The 24,903-nt window shown below is 40.0% G+C and carries 24 protein-coding genes; 11 read left to right on the top strand and 13 right to left on the bottom strand.

The window, feature by feature from the left end:
* Positions 1 to 186: 186 nt before the first annotated feature.
* Positions 187 to 1,146, bottom strand: a complete 960-nt coding sequence (gene cysK, locus CDG79_RS01860; RefSeq protein ID WP_094340046.1) for a cysteine synthase A — start codon at positions 1,144 to 1,146, stop codon at positions 187 to 189.
* Positions 1,147 to 2,105: 959 nt separating this feature from the next.
* Between cysK and CDG79_RS01855 the strand changes: the two genes are divergently transcribed.
* The 7 genes from CDG79_RS01855 to CDG79_RS01825 all read left to right on the top strand — a co-directional run bounded on the left by CDG79_RS01855 (position 2,106) and on the right by CDG79_RS01825 (position 6,922).
* Positions 2,106 to 2,528, top strand: coding sequence for a hypothetical protein (locus CDG79_RS01855; protein WP_094340044.1), 423 nt, complete (start codon positions 2,106 to 2,108; stop codon positions 2,526 to 2,528).
* Between the two features lie 39 nt (positions 2,529 to 2,567).
* Positions 2,568 to 2,849, top strand: coding sequence for a hypothetical protein (locus tag CDG79_RS01850; protein WP_094340042.1), 282 nt, complete (start codon positions 2,568 to 2,570; stop codon positions 2,847 to 2,849).
* 2 nt (positions 2,850 to 2,851) lie between these two features.
* Complete coding sequence (locus tag CDG79_RS01845; RefSeq protein ID WP_094340039.1) at positions 2,852 to 3,163, top strand: hypothetical protein; 312 nt, start codon at positions 2,852 to 2,854, stop codon at positions 3,161 to 3,163.
* A 261-nt stretch (positions 3,164 to 3,424) separates the two neighbouring features.
* A complete protein-coding gene (locus CDG79_RS01840; protein ID WP_189524847.1) occupies positions 3,425 to 3,787 on the top strand; it encodes a hypothetical protein in 363 nt (120 codons plus the stop codon).
* Between the two features lie 146 nt (positions 3,788 to 3,933).
* Positions 3,934 to 4,941, top strand: coding sequence for an LLM class flavin-dependent oxidoreductase (locus CDG79_RS01835; protein ID WP_094340037.1), 1,008 nt, complete (start codon positions 3,934 to 3,936; stop codon positions 4,939 to 4,941).
* Positions 4,931 to 5,305 carry a hypothetical protein gene (locus CDG79_RS01830; protein ID WP_094340035.1) on the top strand — a complete coding sequence of 125 codons (375 nt, stop codon included), beginning with the start codon at positions 4,931 to 4,933 and terminating at the stop codon, positions 5,303 to 5,305. The genes CDG79_RS01835 and CDG79_RS01830 overlap by 11 nt, the downstream gene beginning before the upstream one ends.
* A 147-nt stretch (positions 5,306 to 5,452) precedes the next feature.
* Positions 5,453 to 6,922: a Fic family protein gene (locus CDG79_RS01825; RefSeq protein ID WP_094340033.1), complete on the top strand. Its 1,470-nt coding sequence runs from the start codon at positions 5,453 to 5,455 to the stop codon at positions 6,920 to 6,922.
* An 83-nt stretch (positions 6,923 to 7,005) separates the two neighbouring features.
* Here CDG79_RS01825 and CDG79_RS01820 read toward each other — a convergent pair whose 3' ends face one another.
* The 12 genes from CDG79_RS01820 to CDG79_RS01765 all read right to left on the bottom strand — a co-directional run bounded on the left by CDG79_RS01820 (position 7,006) and on the right by CDG79_RS01765 (position 19,922).
* Positions 7,006 to 8,574, bottom strand: coding sequence for an alpha-amylase family glycosyl hydrolase (locus tag CDG79_RS01820; protein ID WP_094340030.1), 1,569 nt, complete (start codon positions 8,572 to 8,574; stop codon positions 7,006 to 7,008).
* Positions 8,575 to 8,783: 209 nt separating this feature from the next.
* Complete coding sequence (gene hypB, locus CDG79_RS01815) at positions 8,784 to 9,614, bottom strand: hydrogenase nickel incorporation protein HypB (protein WP_094340028.1); 831 nt, start codon at positions 9,612 to 9,614, stop codon at positions 8,784 to 8,786.
* On the bottom strand, positions 9,605 to 9,946 hold the full coding sequence (gene hypA / locus CDG79_RS01810; protein ID WP_094340025.1) for a hydrogenase maturation nickel metallochaperone HypA: 342 nt from the start codon (positions 9,944 to 9,946) through the stop codon (positions 9,605 to 9,607). The genes hypB and hypA overlap by 10 nt, the downstream gene beginning before the upstream one ends.
* Positions 9,947 to 10,148: 202 nt before the next feature.
* Positions 10,149 to 11,252, bottom strand: coding sequence for a hydrogenase expression/formation protein HypE (gene hypE / locus CDG79_RS01805; RefSeq protein ID WP_094340023.1), 1,104 nt, complete (start codon positions 11,250 to 11,252; stop codon positions 10,149 to 10,151).
* Positions 11,253 to 11,304: 52 nt separating this feature from the next.
* Positions 11,305 to 12,480, bottom strand: coding sequence for a hydrogenase formation protein HypD (gene hypD, locus CDG79_RS01800; RefSeq protein WP_094340021.1), 1,176 nt, complete (start codon positions 12,478 to 12,480; stop codon positions 11,305 to 11,307).
* 162 nt (positions 12,481 to 12,642) lie between these two features.
* The gene (locus CDG79_RS01795) at positions 12,643 to 12,903 is read right to left on the bottom strand and encodes a HypC/HybG/HupF family hydrogenase formation chaperone (RefSeq protein WP_094340019.1); all 261 of its coding nucleotides are present in this window, start codon (positions 12,901 to 12,903) and stop codon (positions 12,643 to 12,645) included.
* A 127-nt stretch (positions 12,904 to 13,030) separates the two neighbouring features.
* The gene (hypF, locus tag CDG79_RS01790; protein WP_094340017.1) at positions 13,031 to 15,436 is read right to left on the bottom strand and encodes a carbamoyltransferase HypF; all 2,406 of its coding nucleotides are present in this window, start codon (positions 15,434 to 15,436) and stop codon (positions 13,031 to 13,033) included.
* Positions 15,437 to 15,711: 275 nt separating this feature from the next.
* Positions 15,712 to 16,926, bottom strand: a complete 1,215-nt coding sequence (locus CDG79_RS01785; RefSeq protein WP_223277976.1) for a hypothetical protein — start codon at positions 16,924 to 16,926, stop codon at positions 15,712 to 15,714.
* Positions 16,927 to 17,535: 609 nt separating this feature from the next.
* Complete coding sequence (locus CDG79_RS01780; protein ID WP_094340171.1) at positions 17,536 to 18,381, bottom strand: NifU family protein; 846 nt, start codon at positions 18,379 to 18,381, stop codon at positions 17,536 to 17,538.
* 42 nt (positions 18,382 to 18,423) lie between these two features.
* A complete protein-coding gene (locus CDG79_RS43325) occupies positions 18,424 to 18,648 on the bottom strand; it encodes a hypothetical protein (RefSeq protein WP_094340015.1) in 225 nt (74 codons plus the stop codon).
* Positions 18,649 to 18,656: 8 nt separating this feature from the next.
* Positions 18,657 to 18,923, bottom strand: coding sequence for a hypothetical protein (locus CDG79_RS01770; protein ID WP_094340011.1), 267 nt, complete (start codon positions 18,921 to 18,923; stop codon positions 18,657 to 18,659).
* Positions 18,924 to 18,950: 27 nt separating this feature from the next.
* Positions 18,951 to 19,922, bottom strand: coding sequence for a hypothetical protein (locus CDG79_RS01765; RefSeq protein WP_094340008.1), 972 nt, complete (start codon positions 19,920 to 19,922; stop codon positions 18,951 to 18,953).
* Between the two features lie 424 nt (positions 19,923 to 20,346).
* Here CDG79_RS01765 and CDG79_RS01760 point away from each other — a divergent pair, with 424 nt between their 5' ends.
* From CDG79_RS01760 to CDG79_RS01745, 4 genes are all read left to right on the top strand, one after another.
* Complete coding sequence (locus CDG79_RS01760) at positions 20,347 to 21,150, top strand: Rpn family recombination-promoting nuclease/putative transposase (protein ID WP_094340169.1); 804 nt, start codon at positions 20,347 to 20,349, stop codon at positions 21,148 to 21,150.
* A 90-nt stretch (positions 21,151 to 21,240) separates the two neighbouring features.
* Entirely contained in the window at positions 21,241 to 21,474 is a 234-nt protein-coding gene (locus CDG79_RS01755; RefSeq protein WP_189524846.1) for an Rpn family recombination-promoting nuclease/putative transposase, read from the top strand.
* Positions 21,475 to 22,021: 547 nt separating this feature from the next.
* A complete protein-coding gene (locus tag CDG79_RS01750; protein WP_094340006.1) occupies positions 22,022 to 22,984 on the top strand; it encodes a hydrogenase small subunit in 963 nt (320 codons plus the stop codon).
* Between the two features lie 263 nt (positions 22,985 to 23,247).
* On the top strand, positions 23,248 to 24,843 hold the full coding sequence (locus CDG79_RS01745; RefSeq protein ID WP_094340004.1) for a nickel-dependent hydrogenase large subunit: 1,596 nt from the start codon (positions 23,248 to 23,250) through the stop codon (positions 24,841 to 24,843).
* Positions 24,844 to 24,903: the final 60 nt, after the last annotated feature.

The following is a 24,903-nucleotide window of genomic DNA, read 5'->3' as shown; positions in this document are numbered from 1 at the left end:
TTGGATGAACCAAAAATCCCACGGCTTAAACCGTGGGAATGTCAACTTAGGGAACTCCAAAAAATAAATTATTCAATTTGTCTACTCAACTAGACTTCTTTCTTCCTTGTCCCCCTTGTCCCCCTTGTCCCTCTGCGACGGAATATTTTTTTACTTGGAAATCCCTTATCTCCTTTCCTACTCTCTTTAACGGACACCAGCAGTTTCTAAAGACAAATCTTGAAACATTGGGGTGCTGAGGTAACGTTCGCCGAAGGAAGGCTGAATCATCACAATTAAACGTCCGGCATTTTCTGGGCGTTTACCGACTTGAATGGCGGCACACAAAGCTGCACCAGAGGATATTCCAGATAATAAGCCTTCTTCTTTTGCCAAACGTCGCCCATAAGCGATCGCTTGTTCGTCGCTGACTCTAATTACTTCATCAACTAATTCCAGGCGGAGAACGTCTGGGATAAATCCCGCACCAATGCCTTGAATCTTATGTGGCCCGGCTTCACCACCGGAGAGAACAGGGCTATTGCTGGGTTCAACTGCGATCGCCTTAAAAGTCTTCTTGCGCTGTTTGAGTACCTCTGCAATGCCAGTAATCGTCCCACCAGTCCCTACCCCAGCAATGACGATATCCACTTCTCCATCTGTATCCGTCCAAATTTCTTCGGCGGTAGTTTCTTGGTGAACTTTCGGATTAGCAGGGTTGCGGAACTGTTGCAGCATAAAAGCATTAGGAGTATTAGCTACAATTTCCTCAGCTTTGCGAATAGCTCCCCGCATTCCTTCCGCGCCTGGTGTCAACTCTAAAGACGCGCCATAAGCTCTCAGCATAGCGCGTCGTTCTTGGCTCATCGTCTCTGGCATTGTCAAAATCAAACGGTAGCCACGCGCTGCTGCTACCATCGCTAGAGCAATTCCTGTGTTACCCGAAGTAGGTTCAACTAAAATGGTTTTTCCAGGGGTAATTGAGCCAGCCGCTTCTGCTGAAAGTACCATACTTAACCCAATGCGGTCTTTCACCGAAGCTGCTGGGTTCATCCCTTCTAATTTGACAACTATCCTTGCTACTACTCCCTCAGTTTGAGGAATCTTGTTTAGTTGAACTAAAGGAGTTCGTCCAATTAATTCTGTTATGTCTTGAGCAATCCGCATTATTTAACTCCTAGAATTCTAAATCTTAGTACAAAGTATTTACTTGTAACAATAAGCTCGGATGTATTTAATTTACAGTTTAATGTCAATGAGTGCATATACTCTGTATTCTAACTAAACTACAAAATATGAAAGTTTAGGAAGAACTTTTATCAGACGCTCTCATTCTTATATTTTACCATTTGGAATTGCTGACTGTTGTCTCTCAGGCTAAGATAAATTTTTATAATTCTGTATATATGAATAATTTTTATTGTTATTTTCCATTTGTCATGAAAACATAATTCACTTTCAAAATATTTAATTGTTTTTATTAATTTATTAGTTTATCTTTATCAAGAGACATTGATATTTTCTTCTGAGTGCAGGTTTTGTCTAGCAAAACTAACATCTAAAACAGTTCTAAAGTATTGCCTACATTGCTTTTAGGTTGAGTACAAAAATACCAGAACCCCACTTCAAAAACACTAGAACCCCGTCTCAAAAACACTAGCACCCATACCCCAAGAAATTTTTATAAGGCTTATCAGATGAAGATTACAGGCTTTGAGTACTATTCTAATGAATTTAATAATCTTAACGGGGCTGGGGTAGACTGTTTTGTGGAGAGCGGCTGATATAAATCGTATAGGATTTACGCAGAGATTCCCCTCTACCCCCCAACATTCCTGAGCGAAAGCTGAGTGAACTAGGGGGGACTTCTTAATCTCCCTTTTGAGAGTAAGATGAAACGAGATTCCCGATCTAAGTGCGTTCTTTCTGATTGAATAATCCTACGTTTTGCGAAAAGTTTGGTAACTTTTTATTGGTAAGTAGTCAGTGGTAATTAGAAAAAAAGCTGACAACTTATGATTGTGAAAATTACCGTTTACACATATTTTAATATCAAAACTGTTTGAGATAAACAGCAAAGGATATTTTCTTACTGGGTGCAGACTACCTAGCAAGGGAGAGCCAAGATGAAAGCAAAAGTTTTAAATGTCCTTACAGTTTGTGTAGTTACCTTAGCAATGCTTTCTCCAGGGCTAGTAGTATTTGGCATAATTTGGGAGCGACATCTGGACTTAGTAAAATCCCACAATTTAGCTTACGAAGTTAACAAGACTACTAAAAATTCTCCCGCTTTGGCTCCCCAGATAGAGGTTACACATTCCCCTCAGACTAGCATCCAATCCTCTGATCGTAATGTGATTCATCAAATGCTGACTGTTGCTGAAAAATATAAATTTGCCGCTATTTTGCAATGGTTCTTCTTGTTAACCCCTATTTGTGTTGGGTTAGGCATTCTCTTTTATGACAGATATCTTGTACATCGTGCGGCTGTTTTAAAAGAACAAGTTGAAATGTTAGAAAGACTGTGGCGGCAAAGTATCGAACAGTAACCAATTCACTATTTACTTACTAAAATCAACAGAAAAACCATGTCAGAACAACGCCAACAATTGTATTTTAACCTGATTGATGAATTGCTCAAATGTCCTAATGGTCAAGAACCACAAGTTTTAGAATCTAAGCCAGAGTTGATTGATTCTGGTTTCGTAGAGACAATGTTACAAGTGGCAACTATGTTTGCCCATGAAGGCAATCAAGACGGTGCCAAGTTTTTATTTTTTGTTGCGCGTGAGTTAGCTAAAGAACTGGGTTTATACCCAGAAGTTCCAAATACCAAAGTAGAAAATCCTGAAGTCGCAAATAAGGAGTAAAAATGTTGTTGACTTCAACGGATGCGGGGCAAATAGCTTTAGAACTGCTCATGGCAGATTGGAATATTTCAGAAGAGAATCGGGAGTGGTTCACAATCTTTAACTCTCGTCTGATTGGCGAGACTTGGTACACTGTAGAATTAGGTGTAGAAGGATTTCCTGATAGATGGTTTATCCAAGTATATGATACTGGAGCTTGCGATCCAAACTATACATTTATATCACCAATTCGTGGTTCTGAAGGATTTACAGATTTTGGAAATGTGCCGGATATCATAGCAGAGGTTTTAGTTTGTGAACGCAATGCTCGATAATAATTAAAAATTTAATATTTGTAATTCAAATAAAATGTCCTAACCAAATACATTTTATTTGAATTCATGATTTTTGATATCAAAGTTTTGGCAGCAAGGCTACTTTGATATCAAAAATCAATATAAAGATGCTTTACGCAAATCGGAGGTGATACCAAATAGGTACACCTCTTTTTTCTGTAATATTTAATATTTTATTTAAACCTAACAAGGTATTTTGTCATATTTAATTGATAAAATTATGTTATATTAAATAGCGTGATGGACGCTACAGAAATATCAGTTCCAATGATTGCTGAAGATATCTTAGCCAAAGAATTCACAAGAGTCCTCAACCACTACTACCCAAAAGTTGGGGAATTACTAGATGGGTGTCATGTGAAAGTCATCACCTGTTTTTGGGGACGACCTGCTAGACGCTTGCAATATATAGGAATTTATTGCTCTGCCGAAATGATTTCCTGTGTGCAAGCCCACAAAGAAATACTCAGAGAAGTAGCAGGCAACATGGGTCTAGTGCAGGTAGTTTGCATGAATGCCAAGCGATTATTGCGCGATCCGATGTCGAAGCTCAAAGAAAACAATCCACGCCTATGGTTGGAGTTGCAGTGGGTTGCAACTTAGTCATTTATCGCATTAGTTGAGAGAAGTAAAATGTCTTTGTAGTAAGGACTTTAGTCCTCAAATATCTTCAAATATTTAAGCACTAAAGTGCTTACTACAAACGTATCAACCATTAGAATAGCCAGCACAAAGTATCAACGCAAGTAATGAAAACTGGAATTTTCTGCAATTACGATAATTATCACCAAGATGCTCGTCGTGCCATGTTTGAGCAAGTCGCGCTGGTAAAACAGGCAGAAAGCTTAGGTTTTCAGTCAGCCTGGGTGAGCGAACATCATTTTAGTGAATCCAATCTTAGCCCGTCTATGTTGCTGTTAATGGCACACTTGGCGGGAATGACTTCAAGTATCCAGTTGGGCACGGCGGCGGTGTTACTGCCATTCCATAACCCGATTCGGGTGGCAGAGGATATCGCCACTCTAGATAACCTGTGCAATGGACGATTATTATTTGGGGTTGCTAAAGGCGGCCCCTTTCCTCAACAAAACAAGCATTTTGCGACACTCCCAAGTGAATCCCGTCCCAAGATGCTAGAAGCGATCGCACTAATTCAAAAGCTGTTATATGAAACTGATGTATCATTTAATGGCAAGTATTATCAATGCGATCGCTTAACCATTTACCCCAAACCATTGCAGAGGCAAATTCCGGTGTATGTTGCCACTGGAGGCGATGACGGTATCGAACTTGCTGCTAAACATTCCTTCAGCTTAATGGGTGGGCCGCCATTCTCCCTACCAAGATTGAAGGATACTGTTGCTAAATATCGAGCCTTAAATTCTAGTGGTGCAGAAAACTTCGTGCTGGCACGCTTTTTTTATGTTGGCAAAACATTTGATGAAGCAGTGAGTGAGGCATTGCCTTTCATCCGCCAATTTAGTCAGAAAATGAAAGCTAATTCGGCTCAAATATTGCAGAATAGTGCGAATCCCAACCAAAAACCATTCGATCGCACAAACATTTGTTTCGACGAAGATTATTTGATTGAAAACTCAATCATTGGTGATGTGGAGACTTGTCGAGACAAAATCAAGAAATTTCAGGACGAATTAAATTTAAGTACCCTAGCCCTCAAACCCTCGTCTGCGGATTTGCAAAAAAACCTGGAGAGTTTGACGCGCTACAACCAAGAGGTGCGAAGTTATGTCTTCTAAACTATACCAGCTTCCTCCTGATGATTTACCTCCTGCTGAGGTAACGAAACAGGATGGAATGTTGCAAATGGAGCTAGAACAGTCTACTGGTAGATGCTTTTTTCTAGCTTGCGATCGCATTACGCGAGTTTTGTTGTCTAATTGTCAGTGGTATCTCACAACAAATACCACCATCCTAACATTAATTGTTGACTGTCCTGACATAGTATCTTACTGGCATATCGTCAGCAATATTGCCCAGTTGGGTAATAGGTTAGAACGGTTTGCTAGCAATGGCAAAATTCGCGTTTATCCGCCATTTGGAAAAGGGATGCCGTTTGAAATCAGCGTAAATGAAATATCTGCTTATCGAGATTGGCTGTGAGGTAAATAGGCACACTCAGGGAATCACACAAAATATAGCTGATTCATCCTTATTACACCCTGTACTTCTAAAGTGCGGGGTGTAGCAATTTTAGAAGAGTTACAATATTGTCTGTGTTTTCTTGTTATTTCAGATAACTCAAAGTGTATGCGCTGGCAACCCATAGATAATTTACCGCAACATTGGCAACAATTAGCTAGTTCAGAACTACCACCATTAGTTACTGTTTGGAATGAACAAGCTGACCGCCTTCGTAACTCTGGTGCATTCAAAATTTTTATGGAAAAGATGCGCCGAGAAATAGCGATTGAAACCGGAATTATAGAGCGGCTATACACAATTGACCGAGGTATTACCCAATTACTTATTGAGCAGGGTATTAATGAGGCGCTAATCCCACATGGAGTTACAGACCGACCTATTAAGCAAGTTGTAGCTTTGATTCAAGATCAAGAAATGGCTATTGAGGGATTATTTGATTTTGTAGGTGGTCAACGTTATCTTTCAACGTTTTATGTTAAAGAACTGCATCAGCTGCTTACCAAAAATCAGACTCATACAGAAGGGTTAGATCAATCCACAGGAAAAATTACTAGTGTTCCTCTAATCCGAGGTGATTGGAAGAAGTGGCCTAATAATCCATTGAGAACAGATGGTTCCATTGATGAGTACTGTCCACCAGAACAGGTAGCATCTGAGATGGATAATCTCATTCAATGGCATCACCAGCATCAAGAAAACCAAGTTGCGCCAGAAGTTGAAGCTGCATGGCTACACCATCGATTTACTCAAATTCATCCATTTCAAGATGGAAATGGGCGAGTTGCTCGCTGTCTTGCTAGCCTAGTTTTTATTCAGGCTAGATGGTTTCCTCTTGTACTTACTCGTGATGATCGTTCAGCTTATATTGCATCTTTAGAACAAGCAGATCAAGGCGAACTTTCTGGTTTGATTCACTTGTTTGCTAAAAGTCAGAAACAGTCATTTATCCGCAGTCTTGGGTTGTCAGAACAAATCCTGTCAGAAACAAGGCAGACTCGTACTATCCTTGCATCTATTACTGATAAACTTAAACAGCGTCAGTTATCGTCCATTCCAGAACGATGTCAAAAAGCTGAGAGATTTGCCGAAAATTTGTTTAACATAGCATCTAATCACTTGCAAAATCTTTCTGAAGAAATCAAGCTATCTGTACAAAATTTAGTAGAAGATACTCAACTTTTTACAGTATCAGCTTCAGCCGGGGACGAGCGTTCATATTATCATCGCTATCAAATTGTGGAGACAGCAAAACAGCAAGGTTACTTCGCCAATGTCCAAAGCTATCACAGTTGGGTGCAATTGGTTATTATAGTAGAAAAAATACCGACAGTAATATTGTTGTCATTTCATGTTCTGGGACGGGAATATTTAGGCTTACTGGTATGTTCTGTATGTGCTTATCACAGGGATGAGACAGAAGAAGGCGATCGCAATATTAGTGATATTCAACCATTAACAGAATCACCATTTCAATTTTCTTATGCAGATGAAGAAGATAACTTGGTAAACCGTTTCAATGAGTGGCTAGAAGAAGCTACTATTACAGGACTTGAATACTGGAATAGTAGCCTATAACTTAATGCAGCAAAGCTTATGGTAAAAGTTTATAAATTTAAACCCGGTTTTACCCAAAGCTTTGCCAAAATTATGATGTTTACTTACGCCAAAATCGCCATTCCAGAAGGAGGTAAATCAATTCGCACCGTTGCGCGACGGTCGTGATGATGTTGCACAACTACAGTTTGATTCTGCTGTAGATTGCGTAAATCGGCATCGCTCCAATCACTTTTGTATAAAAAAGTCATTTCTGAATCTTGAGGATGCATGTAAGTATCTACAGTCACTTCTGCACCCCGATTTTCTAAGCCGTTGGTATTCAGTACCATCAACACTTCTGTGTCAAATAAAACTTGTGACCAAGCAACTAATTCGCCTTGTCCGGGAATCGAGAAGGGAGAGTTATAAAAGGATGTTTCGCGCAGATAGTGATGTCCACGGCGCAATGCTTTACCAATTTTATCGTGACTGTTGCGAATTCGGGCGATCGCAGCTATTCGCAAATAGGTAGGATGGTCGATATCGAAGAAATGACAGTCTGCTGTTTGAAATGCGCCAAAAGCACCGCCAAACATCGCTTCTTTGATATATCTATCTTCGGCAAACCTTCCACCTTCTATGCTGTAATCGTGATAACCTTCATTCCCATCAAAAGCCTGTTCTGTTCCATAATAAATAGCAGGGATTCCTGGGATGGTTAATTGCACACCAACAGCATGAGCAACTTGCTCATAAAGATGAGGCACATTACTGTATGCGGCAAATCGCTGCTTATTAGTATCGTCATCTAAGATGGAGACATGATATGTCCCAATTTGGCGATATTCTCCAGCGAGATGGTTTTCGCTATACAAATCGAAAAATTGCTTGGGATGTACTAACCCTTTGGCGAATGCAGCTAATTCATTCGGGGTTTGTACGTTATCTAATACAGCACTAAGGTTGCGAGCAATAATGTCTATATAAGCACCAGCCATACTACCGGAGGTTATTTCCCCAGTGAGTAAAAAGTTTTCTTTACCAATAGATTCGGCGTATTCACGAATAGCTGTGCAGAATTTGCGGGAATCTTCAGGAGAAACGTGTTTGAGGCTATCTATCCGCAAGCCATCGCAGTCAGAAAGAGCAATCCAATATTGATAAACTCTGGCTAAGGCTGCAATTACATCGTTTCTGTTGAACCAGTTATCAGAATTCTGGTCGTATGTTACATCTAGGATTACATACATCCTGCGATCGTGGGCAGCATCAATTAAATCTCTTAAATCTTGACGAGTCCCAAAGTGGGGGTCAATATTTAAGAAGTCTTGGATGCGATCGCTATGGTAAGCTTCTAAGTCAGAACGTTGTTGCCAAGGTGGGTTAATCCACAGCGTTGTTACTCCCAATCGTTGCAAGTAGTCTAATTTACTCTTAATTCCTCTAAGAGTACCACCTACAAACTTTGTCCCTGCTGCCATCCAGTTGGCTTTATCTTTAACCTGGAATCTTACAGGATTGGTGTGGTCAAAAAGCTCCCTTTGATTTTCATTATCGTCACTGAATCTATCTAATATCAATTGGTACAAAAACTGGTCGCGCCAACTGATAGGACTCGGATAAACTCTCCCTCGTGGTTTCAGGTCTGTTTCGGAGAGTTGTTGGGGTGTCAATTCTTCAACTTTAGCCATGAGGATTTACGCACTGAGAGGAAAATGGCAGTATCCATTTTCTATGTTAGAAAAAATACTGATAATTTTCATGAACCCACAGAGGGATTTAGTAAATCAATGACTTAATTTTGTGATGATAGGCTTTAAAATTACCTATCTCTTCCTTTGCGTCCTTGGCGTCCTTGGCGGTTCGTAAAAAAATTAAATATTCCTCAAGCGTAAAAAAATTAGCGTTGACAAATTTTTAAGTTTTCAATTAGCCACGCATACCACTTCTCTAACCCAGTACCAGTAGTTGCAGAAACCTGAAAAATCTGAATTTGGGGATTGATTTCTATAGCATAATCTATGCACTTTTGAACATCAAAATCTACATAAGGCAGCAAATCAATCTTAGTGAGAATCATGATGTTACTCGCACGGAACATGTGTGGATATTTTATCGGCTTATCTTCTCCCTCCGTGACAGAAAGAATCACAACTTTTGCCAGTTCTCCCAAATCAAATAAGGCTGGACAAACCAAATTTCCCACATTTTCAATCATCACAACAGAATTCAGAGGCGGATTCAGTTCTTGTAAACCTCTCTCTATCATTGAGGCATCTAAATGACAGCCTGTTCCGGTGTTAATTTGGATAACTTTAGAACCTGTTTCTTTAATTTTTTTGGCATCATTAGCAGTTTCTTGGTCGCCTTCAATGACACTAATAGATAATTGATGTTTTAAATCATTGATAGTTCGTGTCAAAAGAGTTGTTTTCCCTGAACCGGGAGAACTCATTAAATTTAAGGCGAGAATATTTCGCCCTTTGAACCATCCCCGATTTTGGGCAGCTAGCAGGTTATTTTTTGCTAATATATCTTGTTCTAAAGATATCGTTGTATTGTGTATTTTGGCATGAATTTCAGGAGCTTCTATATGAGTATCATGACTGTGGGAATGAGTGATGATAGTTCCATCTGGTAAGGTATGAGTATGATGATGTTCAGCTTCATCTATTTCTAGATTGATAATTTTAGTTTCGCCATCATCAGAACAACCGCAGGTTACACACATAATTCCTCTATTTCTATTTCTTTAATTTTCAGTTCTTCACCATTAATCAAATCTAATTGCACGCTACCACAGCTACAAATACCAAATGGTTTATCTAAAGAAATTTCTGCACCGCATTGGCGACATTTTGCTAAACCTGTGATTTCTAAAATTTCTAATGTCGCCCCTTCTAAAAGTGTGCCTTGAGTGCAAATATCAAAACAAAATCGGATAGCATCGGGCATAATAGCTGAAAGTTTACCGATTTCTAATAAAACTCGCTGTACTTTTGCACCTTTGGCGTGTTCAGTTACAATTGCCACAATATTTTGAGTAATTCCAAGTTCGTGCATACTATAAAATCTATTAAATGTACTTCCAAAGCAAACAGTGATGCAACAACTTCTCTATTTTTATCTCTCTGTGTCGCGCCAGTTGCTTCTCCCAGGGGGAGACGCTGCGCGAACAAGTCGGGGAACCCGCCCAACGCACTGGCAACTCTATTGCCTCTGTGGTTCGTTTATTAGATAAACTATTTCTCGTAAATCCCAAAAATTAACAAATTCGTGGCAATTGGTCGCCTACCAACATATCAACAATTCTTTCAGCACCAAAAACTGTTTTTAACAATACAATACCTGGGGGTGAAGAAATAACTTCGCCAATAATACAAGCATCTTTTCCTGCTGAGTGAGATTTCATAGCTGATAAAACATTATCAGCATTCTGTTTTGGAACCACCACAACTAACTTACCTTCATTAGCTAAATACAATGGGTCTAAACCAAGAATTTCGCAAACTCCGTTGACTTCTTCCCGTACTGGAATAGAGTCTTCATAAATACGAATTCCCACATTAGAACTGAGGGCAAATTCATTTAAGACTGTGGCTAAACCACCACGTGTTGCATCTCGCATAGCATGAACTTGGGGACAGACATGGAGAATAGTTTCTACTAAACTATGCAACGGCTGACAGTCGCTTTCAATATCAGTTTCTAAAGCTAATTCTCCACGGGCAATTAAAATTGCTGTCCCATGATTACCTATTTCACCATTAATTATTATTGCATCTCCAGGCTTAATATTGTGGGCAGAAATGTTAACTCCTCGTGGGATGATACCAATACCAGCAGTATTAATAAAGAGTTTATCGGCAGCACCTCGATGTACAACTTTTGTGTCACCAGTAACAATTTGAACACCAGCTTTTTCTGCGGCTGCTTTCATGCTGGTTGCGACACGGCGTAAGGTTTCTACAGGTAATCCTTCTTCTAAAATTACGCTACAAGTTAGATATAAAGGTTTAGCACCACTGACAGCTAAATCATTAACTGTACCGTTTATGGCTAATTCTCCTATATCACTACCTGGGAAAAATAAAGGGTCTACAACATAAGAATCTGTTGTAAATGCAAGCCTGTCTCCTTGTTGGAGGAGAGGGGCTAAATTTAAGCTGGCTTGGTCTTCTAGTTGTGAGAGAATTGGATTATCAAAACTACTAACAAAGATATCATCTATTAAATCGCGCATGGCTTTACCACCACTGCCATGTGCGAGAGTTATATGAGTATCTCGCACTTTACCTTGGCGATAGCGGGCTTGTTCAATTTTCTGGAATAGAGGATTTTTTATTGAGTTTTGGGGGGGAATATTCATACTTAAAGGATTTTTTTAAACGCAAAGGTACGCAGAGTATTTGTGAGATGTATTAGTCTGAAAAGAAGCCGCAGGCGGGGAGAGGTTCTTGAGTTATAGTTACTTTTGGTATTGTTCTTTTGGCAATGGTGGAAAGTCGCCCGTATTTGTAATAGGCTGCACAAGCACCTTCGGAAGATACCATGCAAGTACCGATTGGTGTTTCTGGTGTGCAAGCTGTACCGAATACTTTGCACTCCCAAGGCTTTAAGACTCCTTTGAGAATTTCTCCACATTTACAAGCTTTATGGTCGGCTACTTTGAGATTAGGAATGGTAAATTTAAGTTCGGCATCAAATTGAGCATATTCTGGTTTAATTTTTAATCCTGAATAGGGGATGTCACCTAAGCCGCGCCAATCAAAACTATCTCGGACGGTGAAAACTTTATTTATGGCTTGCAGTGCTACTGTGTTCCCGCTTTTTTGGACAATTCGGTTATATTGATTTTCGACTTCGCAACGATTTTCTACTAACTGTTGCAATAGCATCCAAATTGATTGCAGAATATCTAAGGGTTCAAATCCTGAAACGACAATTGGCTTATTATATTGTTGAGAAATAAATTGGTATGGGTCAGTGCCAATTACCATGCTGACATGTCCAGGGCCAACAAATCCGTCGAGTTGCAAATCGGGATTATCTAATAGTGCTTTGAGGGCAGGAATCACAAGGACGTGATTGGAAAACATACTAAAGTTATGAATTCCTTCGGCTGCTGCTTGCAGAATGGTGAAGGCGGTGCTGGGGGCTGTGGTTTCAAAGCCTAATGCGAAGAAGACTACTTGTTTGTCGCGGTTATCTTTGGCAATTTGTAAACTATCTAGGGGAGAGTACACCATACGGATGTCTGCACCTTGTGCCCTAGCTTGCAGTAAAGTGGTTTTGGAACCGGGAACTCGCATTGCGTCGCCAAAGGTGGCAAAAATGACGTTATGATTTTGAGAGATTGCGATCGCATCATCTAATCTCCCTTTTGGCATAACGCATACTGGACAACCAGGCCCATGAATTAGTTCGATGGTTTGGGGTAAGATTTCTTCGATACCATATTTAAAGATGGAATGGGTATGTCCACCACATACTTCCATGATTTTGATGGGTTTTTCTAGCTGGTGGCATAATTTGGCGATTTCGCGGCGGATGGCTTCTGCTTTTTCTGGTTCGCGGAATTCGTCAACATATTTCATAAGGATTTGGGAATAGTTAATTTTGCTTTTGTGGTAGGGAGTTTTTTTAACGAACCGCAAAGGACGCAAAGGGCGCGTTCGCGTAGCGTCTCGTAGAGAAGAAAGAAAGAAAGGCGTGAGTTTTAAACTCTTTCTCTGTGTCCTCTGCGCCTCTGCGGTTCGTTAAGTACTAATCCCTGCTTGTGCTGCTGCTAATTCTTGAAATAGTTGCAATGTTTCCGTCGCTTCTTGTTCGTTAATTCGATTCATGGCAAAGCCAACATGCACTAGCACCCAATCACCAATACAAGCTTCGGGGGGATGTTGTTCATCTACGATACAAGCAATATTTACTTCGCGCTTAACACCAGCAATGTTAACTATGGCTAATTTATGGCTAACGTTGGTAATTTCTACAATTTGTCCGGGGATTCCTAAACACATTTTTTTATTTTTTAAGATAAACGAACCGCAGAGGAGCCAGTGCGTTGGGCGGGTTCCCCGACTTGAAGCACCTGGCGTCGCGCAGAGAACGCAGAGAGAATTATTTGTGAGGCAAAGTTCCTAAATATCAACACTCTTGTATTAATTGTGCGGCTGCAATCACTGCTTGTCCTAAAGATAAGCCGCCGTCATTAGCTGGAACTAAGTTGTGAGTGAGTACTTTTATTCCTAATGGTTGTAATCCTTTGACAACTTGCTCTAACAATATACAATTTTGAAAGACTCCTCCTGTTAGGGCTACCTGATTAATCAGATTTTCTTGACAAAGATATTTAACCATTTCCACAATCGCATTAGCTAAACCTTTGTGAAATTTGGCAGCTATAACTGGTTGGGGAATCTCCTGCTGTAAGTCATTAAGCAAGGCTTGCCACATTGGCCGCGGGTCTATACAATAAATACTATCTGAAAAGCTAAAACTAAAAGGATAGATTAGCGTTTCTTTATCATTATTTAAGCTGCTAACATCTACTATAGCTTCAAGTGCGATCGCAGCTTGTCCTTCATAGCTACATTCATCTCTATAAATACCCATAGCCGCAGCCATTGCATCGAACAACCGCCCCACTGAAGAAGCTGGAGGAGAGTTAATCCCTTTATCCATAAGTTGATTAAGTAGTTTTAGCGGTTTTTTATTCAGAAATTTTACAATTTCTAAATCAGCATATTGTTGTTGGCAATCATCCCAAAGGTTAGAAGCTATTAATTGGGCGTAGGTATTACGCCAAGGCTGATAAATTGCTTGTTCACCACCAATAATTGCTACTGGTTTAAATGTTGCTAGTCGCTGAAATTTCCGATAATCTGCTAAAAGAAATTCTCCGCCCCAGAGTGTACCATCATCACCGTAACCTAAACCATCTAAAGCAATACCTAATACTGGAGGTGAATTTAAAGGAATCCCATTTTCTGCCATACAAGCAGCAATATGGGCGTGATGATGTTGGATTTGATGAATTGGAATTTGATTTGTATCCGCTAGTTTTTTACCAAGTTTGCTTGAGAGATATTCAGGATGTTTATCAATAGCGATTACTTCTGGTTGATGTTCAAATAAATTTAAGTATAAATTTAAAGTCTCTTGATAAGCATTGAAGGCGGGAGCATTTTCTAAATCTCCCAGATATTGAGAGAGAATTGCTTTTCCTTCACGCAATAAGCAGAAAGTATTTTTTAACTCACTACCCATTGCTAAAATTTGTGGTACATTGTCAAATCCCGGTGGTAAACTAATTGGTGCTGGTGCATATCCTCTAGCACGGCGAATTGTTTGAACTTTATCGCCGATAACTCTCATCACTGAATCATCTACCCGATTAATAATCTCTCGATTGTGAAAAAGAAAATAATCAGCGATTGTCCCTAATTTTTCTCTTGCTTCGTCATTATCAATACATTGTGGTTCATCGGCAATATTGCCACTTGTTAAAACGATTGGGCGATTCATCCGCCGCAAAATTAAATGATGTAAGGGCGTATAAGGTAACATGAAGCCAAGGGTATTTTGCCCCGATGCTACCGATGGTGCAATATGAAGAGAGTTAGGAGTTAGGAGGGAGGAGTTAGGAGTAAATGAATTTTCAGCATCTCCATCTCTCCCTTTTATCTGTAGTAAAACAATTGGTGCAGCAGAACTTGTCAATAATTCTTTTTCTTTGGCGTTGACAGGACAATATTGTTCAATTATTTCAATATCTCGTGCCATTAAAGCAAATGGTTTGTGATATCGCTTTTTGCGCTGACGCAGTTTTTGTACAGCAGTTTCTTGAGTTGCATCACAAGCCAGATGAATACCACCTAACCCTTTAATTGCGACAATCTCACCCTTTTGCAACAGGGTACAAACGGCATCAACATCATCCATCATAGAAAACATGGAAGCAGTAACCGATTTACCATCAGCGCGTTCTAACCAAGCTATGGGGCCGCAAACATGACAAGCTACAGGTTGGGCGTGAAATCGGCGGTTTTCAACATCGTGGTATTCCTTTGCACATTCAGGACATATAACAAACGCAGACATACTGGTATTGCATCTGTCGTAAGGAATGGCACGAATAATACTCAGGCGAGGGCCGCAATGAGTACAGTTAGTAAAGGGGTAGCGATAAAAACGGCTGAAAGGGTCGAATATTTCTTTTTGACACTGTGGACAAGTCGCTGCATCAGGAACAATTTCTGTTTTGATTGCACTATTGACACTACTAGAAATCACAAAATTATCAAATTTAAATTCACCTTTATAAGGAGTTCTAATTAGTTGATTAATTTTTGCTAACGGTGGACATTCTGTTTGCAATCTGGCAACAAATTCTGTTATTGCTTCCTCACTACCAGATACCCGAATTAATACACCTTCACCATCGTTACAAACATCTCCATCCAAACCACAGGCTTTAGCCAGACGATATACAGTAGGGCGAAATCCTACCCCCTGAACAGTACCGCGAACTCTAATTTCTTCAGCCGCCATATAAATCTAACACCATTTCTCTGTGAGGCTGCGCCAAATTTTCTTTCTTTCTTTCTTTCTTTGCGGTTCGTTTTTATTTCTTATACTTCAGCCATAATATGGTTTAGTGCATCTTCATACAAAATTGGTATAGCAATCCTATTTGAGTTGTGAAAAATATAGATTAGGAAACGAACCGCTAAGGACGCAAAGGACGCAAAGGAAAGAAAGAAGAAAGAGAGATATAATTTTCACGAATGATTTAGGAGTGCTATATAAGTTTCAACAATTACGAATTACGAATTATTAAACTGCCAGAGCAATATTCGGTTATTTCCAGAATCAGCTATTACTGCTATTTTCCCACAAATTTTTATGCCGTAACACCAATTTAAACTATCTCGTTTAGGTAGTCCGAAATTACGATTTTCACCTTTACTTTGAAAATTTATTTGTCCTGCTAACCCATCTGCCACCGCCCCTTGCAATGATAAAATTGATTCTGGCTTTCTCCATCCTAATAAACGAGAATTAGCAGTATCTGCAACTACTAACCAATCCCCAGCCACCGCCACACCATAGGGCATACTCAAACTACTAGCACTAGGATAATAAACTCCTTGATTCATTTCCACAAAATCAAAGCTTTTTTGTCCTAAAACCACCGCACAAGGGGTATTATTTTCTCTTGGTATTCCCTGCCAAATCATTATCCGATGATTACCTGCATCGCTGACAACCAAATCTTCTCCCCAAAAAGCAATGTCGTGACACCAACGCATACTCGCTGCGGTTGGAGAATCACCGCCGTTTTCGTTACGAGATATCATATCCGGTTGTCCCAAAACTAAATCAGCCGGTTGACCATTTTCAGTTGGTAATTGATGCCAAATTAATAGTCTTCGATTACCAGTGTCAGCAATAAATAGCCGTCCTTGATGATAGTAAACACCATAAGGCCAGTGCATTGTATTAGCAGATGCTTGCTGATTTCCTCGATTTGGTTCATTGTCAGTAAAATTAACTTGTCCTAACACCAAATCTGCTGGAACATTGTTATCTTCAGGTAAGTTTTTCCAAATCAAAACCCGATGATTCCAAGCATCTGCTACAGCTAACCCTTCGCCGCAAGCACAAATTCCAGTTGGTACACTTAAGGTTGCGCTTCCCGGTGTATTTTTAGCATTTTGTCCTTCATGATAAAAATCAGGTTGTCCAATTACCCAATCAGCCGGTTGACTATCTCTTGTGGGTAAATTCTGCCACCCTAATAATCGATGATGTCCGGTATCTGATACCCATAATGGGCCAGTTTCTGATAACAAACAAGCACCACGCGGCCCAAACATATTTGTAGCATTAGCCGCTACAGGTATAACTAATTGTTCTGGTTCAATAATGTTGCCTAAAATTACCTCTGCACCTTGAGGTGATAAAGGCAAATATTGAGAAATTTCTGTTGCTTCTAGCGGTAATTGTGATATGGGATTATTTATGATTGGCATATCCATGAACCGCAGATAGACGCTGATAATTATTTAAAAACATTAATGTTGATTAGCGTGTAACAACAGTAACAGTTTTACATTATATTTTTTTCAAATTAAGTTAAAATCTTTAATCAACCTCGATATTAATTAAGCTTAAAACAATTAAGTTAGCCTTTAGTAACTTTTGCTACATAGCGAATCTTTTGCATGAGTGCGCGATTTACTGAAATGAGAAAGCAAACTGGGATTTGAGAAAGTAAAAGCTTCTTTTGCTTGCGGAAAACACTAAAATGAGTAAATCAAATGACTTTTTGCTTGCGGAAAACACCAAAATGAGTAAACAAACTGGAGTTTGAATAAGTAAAACCTACTTTTGCTTGCGGAAAACACTAAAATGAATAAGCAAACTGGGGTTTGAATAAGTTAAATGACCTTTTGAGAAAGTAATATGCCTTTTTACTTTCTCAAAACACTAAAATCAATACCTGAATTACACAAATGAGAAAGCATTCAGACATTTTGCTTGCACAAAATACTAAAATGAATGTGCGAACTACTGAAATGAAAAAGCAAAGTAGCTGTAATTGACTAATCGCCAAGTATATTTGCTGAAATGTTACCTTTGCATCATCATTTTTGCAGTTTCACAAAAACCTTATCGCCTTTAATCTTGACTTGATACGACTGAAGCGAAATATCAGGCGCAGTTAGGCATTCACCTGTCTCTAATTTGTACTGAAATCCGTGGGAAGGACAGGTAATAATATCATTTTCAACTTTACCCTTTTCTAAGGGAGATCCTAGATGAGTGCAAGAATTACGGTAACATTTTACTGTAGCACCTTGACGATGTAAAATTAGTGAATTACCAGCAAGTTGTACTGCCACTACACTAAATTCAGGAACTTCATCAAGAGTCGCTACTTTCATCCAAGTACAAGTTATTTTTGCAGAGAATGGACTGATTAAACTAGAATTAGCGTTGTTAACAGTAGAACTGTTATTGACTGCCACGACTTTGGTAATTTCGGGGCAATGGTTTTTTATTGCTTGTTCTACTCCCTGAGATAAAGTTAAAGTAGAAGTTGGACAACTACTGCAAGTTCCAATTAATCTAACTTCTACTGTATCTGGTGACTTAATTGCCACTAATTCTACATCCCCATTATGGCTTTTTAAACCTGGGCGAATTTCTTCAAGGGCTGTCTGAATGCGTTGTGAAAGCGGAGGTTTTGGTGGTTTGACTAACTCGTGATACAGTAGCACTGCATACACTAATTCATCTGCAACAGCATGACGCAAAGCTGGCATTGATTCTTGTTTTAGGCTTTTAATCAAATTAGTCAATGCAGCTTTATGCAAAGCTTCAATTGCTCTTTTTAGACCTACTGCTACACACCGTTGGCTTTCATCCCACTCGGATATAATTGCCTCAAAACGATTAATTTCCTGAACTAATTCTTCAAGATTGGGCATGGGGAATTGGGCATTGGGCATTGGTTATTCACAAAGGAAAAATCACTTCGTTTTAAAATCCTTGAACAGGAACGGCATAATCATGCCTGTCACGAAGCTAGATAATATTATTGGTAGATAGAAGGGAATTGGTGCTTGTGCAAGTAACACTAGCAGTAAGAAACCTACAGCAATACCAATAGTAGTTTGCTTGATAAAATACACTGGGTCGCGTAGTAGCTTTCCTTTAAAAAATAACTTGACAGAAAACCATCCTATCTCTAACATTTTTTATCCTAATAATTTTTCAAGAAATTTAAGGCAGCTAGCCCTAAGAGGATGGCAGGAATTACACCCGCAGGGGCAAATAATGCACCAAGCATTGCTGAAAGATGATAGCCTATGTCTTTGCTAGCTAATAGCATTCCACCAATTGCACCGCCGACCATAGACAAGGCTGTGGCGATGATTAGCCAGACGAATTCTGTTGCTATGTTCAGATCGCCATCTGCTAAACTGGTGAGAAAATTTATCACATTTGGGTAAGTAGAAATATCTCTCATGCTGTTTTGTCCGCTACGAATTATGAACTATGAATTGTTTAACTCTGTTTCTACATCTTGTAATGCTTGGACTACTACCTCTGCTTGTGCAATTTGTTGCTGTTCCGTAAATATTTCTAAAGCGTTTTGATAGTAGACACGCGCTTGCAAAAGATTTTGAGGATTACCAGCTTCTGGTTTTTCGTGGTCGTCTGGTAAGTTGAATAGGGCGTTGGCTTTGTTGGAAATTGTGTTAGCGTACTCTAAAGGTGTATCTTTGGGATTACGCACTTTTAGCGCTTCGTCGTAAGCTGCGATCGCACGTAAGTTATTTTCCACAGGATGGGAACTCACTAGGTATTGCAAAGCGTTACCTAAATTGTTCTGCAACATCGCATATTCTCTAGGATGGTCAATCAGAGTAATATGCTTTAGTGCTACTTCAAATGATTGCACAGCCAATCCTTGACGCAAGTATTCCCGTTCCGATGCTAGGGGCATGGAAAGATATGCGATCGCAATATTGTTATACAAAATCGCGTATTCTTGGGGATAATCTTCCCAAGTAAACACCCGTAACGCCTCATGATAAGCCTGGATGCTGTCGGTTATCCGCGCCAAATTGAACGGCACTAGCGACTGCAACACCAGCCCAAAATTCATCTGCGTCTCCGCTACTTCCTCTGGCGCAGCTAATTGTTGTAAAATCGGTAACGCCTCTTCGTAACCGACTTTTGCTTGCATCAACAGTTGGTAATCAGCATCCGGTATTGCCTGTAACGTCCCGGACATGCCCACTTTAGCCCTGGCTTTCAGTAGGGGATACTCCTCACCACACATTTCATAGGCCCGGTAATATAAGCCAACTGCATTTCGCAAGTCTTGGGCAGCTTTGGGCTTTTTTTGAAAACCCTGTGCTATCTCAATCAGCATTTGGATTTTTTCCTCTGCTGTAGCTGACTCTGAAGCAACAGCTGCTACGGCAGCCTTCACTGCTGAATCTGTAATGCTGGGGGTCATAACTCTGCCGTACTCTAGCCAATTGGGAATTGAGTCCAACACCCATGACGCATTTCATCACGGGCCATACTGATTTACGCAGGCTTCGAGTCCTTTAGGCGGAATTCCCCTTTTTCGTTTGAGACTAGGGCCAAAGATTAAGAACTAGGGAATAGGAAAGAAACTTCATCCCCAATGCTCAATGCCCTATACTCAATAAAATACTATAAAACACCCTACTTCTAAAACTCTAGGGGGAAATTGCTAATATTAATGTCAGCTTTAAACACCTAATATTTTTTAAATCCTTTTTGTATCATCGTCGTATACAATTTAAATATTTTTTATTGAATTGCTGACATACATAATATTTAGTGTACTCAAAATAGTTGCCACGGGTTAGTCGTTGTGTAAAATATATTCATCAACTGTAAAACAAGCTCCTTTGAAAACAGACAGTATCTTCTATCGAATTTTTCAGAGTATTCCCAGTACATTCTTTGAACTGATCAACCAACCACCCCAACTAGCTAGTGCTTACCAATTTTCTTCAGTAGAAGTCAAACAACTGGCATTTAGAATCGATGGTGTCTTTCTCCCAAATACGCCAGACTTACCGATTTATTTTGCCGAAGTGCAATTTCAACCAGACAAAAAATTCTACTCACGTTTATTTACCGAAATCTTTAACTATCTTGACAAAACTGAATTAACCAACAATTGGCGGGGTGTTGTCATCTTCCCCAACCGTAGCGTTGATACTGGAGATACCGAAAGATATACAGAATTACTCAACTTCCAACGAGTAACTCGCGTCTATCTCGACGAATTAAGCTCAATTGAGGCATCATCAATCGGTATAGAGACAGTTAAACTCATCATCGAACCCGAATCAACGGCGACAACAAAAGCTGTAGAGATAGTAAACATTGCCCGACAGCAAATTTTAGATGTCGCTACTATTAGAGAAATTATACAATTGATAGAGACGATATTAATCTACAAGTTACCGCGATTGAGCCAGGAGGAGATAGGAAAAATGTTTGGATCAAATGAGTTAAAGCAGACTAGATTTTACCAAGATGTTTTTGCAGAAGGTGAGCAAAAGGGGAAACTAGAAGGTAGGCAAGAAGGTAAGTTAGAAACGATACCCCGGTTATTAGCGTTGGGTTTAAGTATTGAGCAGATAGCTCAAGTATTAGGTTTGGACGAACAAGTTGTTAGGCAAGCTGCACAACCGAAATCCTAAAACAATAAGGTGCGTGAATGATTAACAGTGCGTTTAATAGAGACGATATTAATCAAGTTGCCGCGATTGAGTCAGGAGGAAATTGGAAAAATGTTTGAATTAAATGACTTGAGGCAAACTAGATTTTTCCAAGATGTTTTTGAAGAAGGTAAAAAAGAAGGTAGGCAAGAAGTTTTTGAAGAAGCTAAACAAGAAGGTAAGCAAGAAGCTAAGTTAGAAGTGATACCGCACTTATTAGCGTTTGGTTTCAGTATTGAGCAGATAGCTCAAGCGTTAGGCTTTGACGAACAAGTTGTTAGGCAAGCTGCACAACCAAAATCCTAAAAAAACTGATAGCTGACGGGGTGCAAGACTTTGCACTCCAATATTTTCCTGAATTTGACTTGGTTATTGCATTAAAATCTGACTGCTTAAAATACAATACGGTTCAGTTAAGGGTTATTGGTGTAGATAATTGGTATTTGAAGACGCGATAAATCGCGTCTCTACATGAGGGTTTTTGGCTTATCTGAACTGTATTGGCTTAAAATATTCATCCTTTCGTACAGATTGATACTTGGCAATAATTGTTATTAATAATTTCAGAGCTTTAACCGCAAGAAACTAAGTATGTTTATGTTATTGAATGCGAGGAATTAAAATCAAAAGACAATTTTATTTTTTAAAGATGTTACATATATAACAGACATAGCCCTTTAAAATAATCTTAATCAAACCTAAGCTATTATTAATGATTAATTCTTTTTTAATGAAAGAGAATTAAATAAAAAAATATCTTACTATTGAAAAACAAATATTGATAAACAGGTGAAACTTGGCAAGCATTATCACCTACATCATGCATGGGAAACAATACAAAAATACCTAGCCGATGACTAACGTACTATGGCTACAAGGTGGTGCTTGTTCAGGCAACACCATGTCATTTCTCAACGCCGAAGAACCGACAGTCTGCGATTTAATTGCCGACTTTGGCATCAATTTACTTTGGCATCCCTCCTTGGGGGTGGAACTAGGCAACAACTTACAAACACTGCTGCGGGATTGCATTTCTGGCAAAATTCCCTTAGATATCTTGGTATTTGAAGGCAGTGTTGTTAACGCCCCTAACGGTACTGGCGAATGGAATCGGTTCGCCGATCGCGCCATGAAGGATTGGTTATTAGACCTCGCCAAAGTTGCTCAATTTATCGTCGCGGTGGGAGACTGTGCAACCTGGGGAGGAATCCCCGCCATGTCACCCAACCCCAGCGAATCAGAAGGTTTGCAATTTCTCAAACGTCAAGAAGGCGGTTTTTTAGGGAAAGATTTCGTATCCCAAGCCGGATTACCTGTAATTAATATACCCGGATGTCCCGCCCATCCCGACTGGATTACGCAGATATTAGTTGCGATCGCTACTGGACGCATAGCAGACATTGCTTTCGATGAACTAAATCGTCCCCAAACTTTCTTCAACACCTATACCCAAACAGGTTGTACCCGCAACGTCCACTTTGCCTACAAAGCCTCAACTGCCGAATTTGGTCAGCGTAAAGGCTGCTTATTCTACGACTTGGGTTGTCGCGGCCCCATGACTCATTCTTCCTGCAACCGCATCTTATGGAACCGCGTCTCATCTAAAACTCGCGCCGGAATGCCTTGTTTAGGTTGCACAGAACCAGAATTTCCCTTCTTTGACCTCAAACCGGGAACTGTATTTAAAACCCAAACAGTCATGGGAGTTCCCAAAGAATTACCACCAGGGGTTAACAAAAAAGACTACGCCTTACTCACAATGGTTGCCAAAGATGCAGCACCACCTTGGGCAGAAGAAGACTTTTTTACAGTTTAGTCATTAGTCATTAGTCATTGGTCATTAGTCATTAGTCTTTTATGATTTGACCAATGACTGTAACCCAATACAGTTCAGAATGAGCAACAAAACACTTGTAGAGACGGCGATTTATCGCGTCTTGAAAACTATAACTGTTTCACACTCACCTCAACAATAAATCAAGGATTTCGACCATTTTACAGGGAGGCGAGTGAATAATTACCAATGACGAATGACAAATGACAAATGACAAATGACAAATGACAAAGGACAAATGACAAATGACAATTCAATCATTAGATATATCGCCTGTTGGTAGAGTTGAAGGCGATTTAGATGTCCGAGTCGATATTGAGAATGGGCGGGTAGTCAACGCTTGGACACATGCTGAACTATTTCGCGGATTTGAAGTTATCCTACGCGGTAAAGACCCCCAAGCCGGATTAATTGTCACACCTCGCATTTGCGGAATTTGCGGCGGTTCTCACCTAACTTGTGCATCTTGGGCATTAGATACAGCTTGGGAAACAGAAGTTCCTCGTAATGCTATTTTAGCGAGAAATCTCGGTCAAATTGTCGAGACAATTCAAAGTATCCCCCGTTACTTCTATGGACTCTTTGCCATTGATTTAACCAATAAAAAATATCGCCATAGTCGCTTTTATGACGAAGCTGTGAGACGCTTTGCTGCTTTCACAGGCAAATCTTATGAACTAGGCATAACAATTTCCGCTAAACCTGTAGAAATTTATGCACTATTGGGCGGACAATGGCCCCATTCTAGTTACATGGTTCCAGGTGGCGTAATGTGCGCCCCAACACTAACAGACATTACCCGCGCTTGGGCGCTTCTCGAATATTTCCGTACCAATTGGTTAGAACCAGTGTGGTTGGGTTGTTCTTTGGAACGCTACGAACAAATCCAAACTTATGATGACTTTAGAAATTGGTTGGATGAAGACCGAAATCATCGAGATTCCGATTTAGGTTTTTATTGGCGGATGGGTTTAGATATCGGTTTAGATAGATATGGCGCTGGTGTTGGTAAATATGTCACTTGGGGATATTTAGCCCATGAAGATAAATACCAAAAGCCGACTATCGAAGGACGAAATGCGGCGATGATTATGAAAAGTGGAGTGTACGACAGTTTCGCAGACACTCACGTTTTAATGGATCAGTCATTTACCCGCGAGAATACAACTCACTCTTGGTACGATGAAGGGACAGAAAATATTCATCCTAGCGATCGCACCACTAAACCGACTGCAATCAATACCAAAGACTTCGATAACGCCTACTCTTGGTCGAGTGCAGTCCTGCACAAAGACTTCGGACGTTTGGAAACTGGCCCTTTAGCGCGGCAATTAGTAGCCGGTGGAAAACATGGCGAATCTTGGCAACATTACGACCCCTTCATCCTCGATGTCTTCAAACAAATGGGTGGTGCTAGTATTCATGTGCGTCAACTAGCACGAGTTCACGAAATTGTCAAGTTATATCGTCAAGCTGAACACTGTTTACGCGAATTCAAATTAAACGACCCTTGGTATATCAAACCTAAAGAAAAAGATGGTCGTGGCTGGGGTGCAACGGAAGCAGCGCGGGGTTCCTTATCTCACTGGGTGGAAGTAGAGGGCGGTAAGATTAAAAATTACCAAGTTATTGCCCCAGGTACGTGGAATATTGGCCCTCGTGACGGTGATGGAATCCGTGGCCCAATTGAAGAAGCGTTAATTGGGACACCCATTTACGATTCTAGCGATCCGGTGGAAGTTGGGCATGTGGCGCGATCGTTTGATTCATGTTTAGTGTGTACAGTCCACGCCCATGATGCTAAGACGGGTGAAGAACTAGCGCGTTTTCGGACAGCTTAAAAGATGCTAATAGCTAATTATTATCTGATTAGCTATTAGCTCATCACTATTGCATCCTAC

This window comes from Nostoc sp. 'Peltigera membranacea cyanobiont' 232 (assembly GCF_002245985.1).
Taxonomy (GTDB): Bacteria; Cyanobacteriota; Cyanobacteriia; order Cyanobacteriales; family Nostocaceae; genus Nostoc.
The sequence above is the reverse complement of the archived record's forward strand: the minus strand, read 5'-3'. Positions and strand labels throughout refer to the sequence as shown.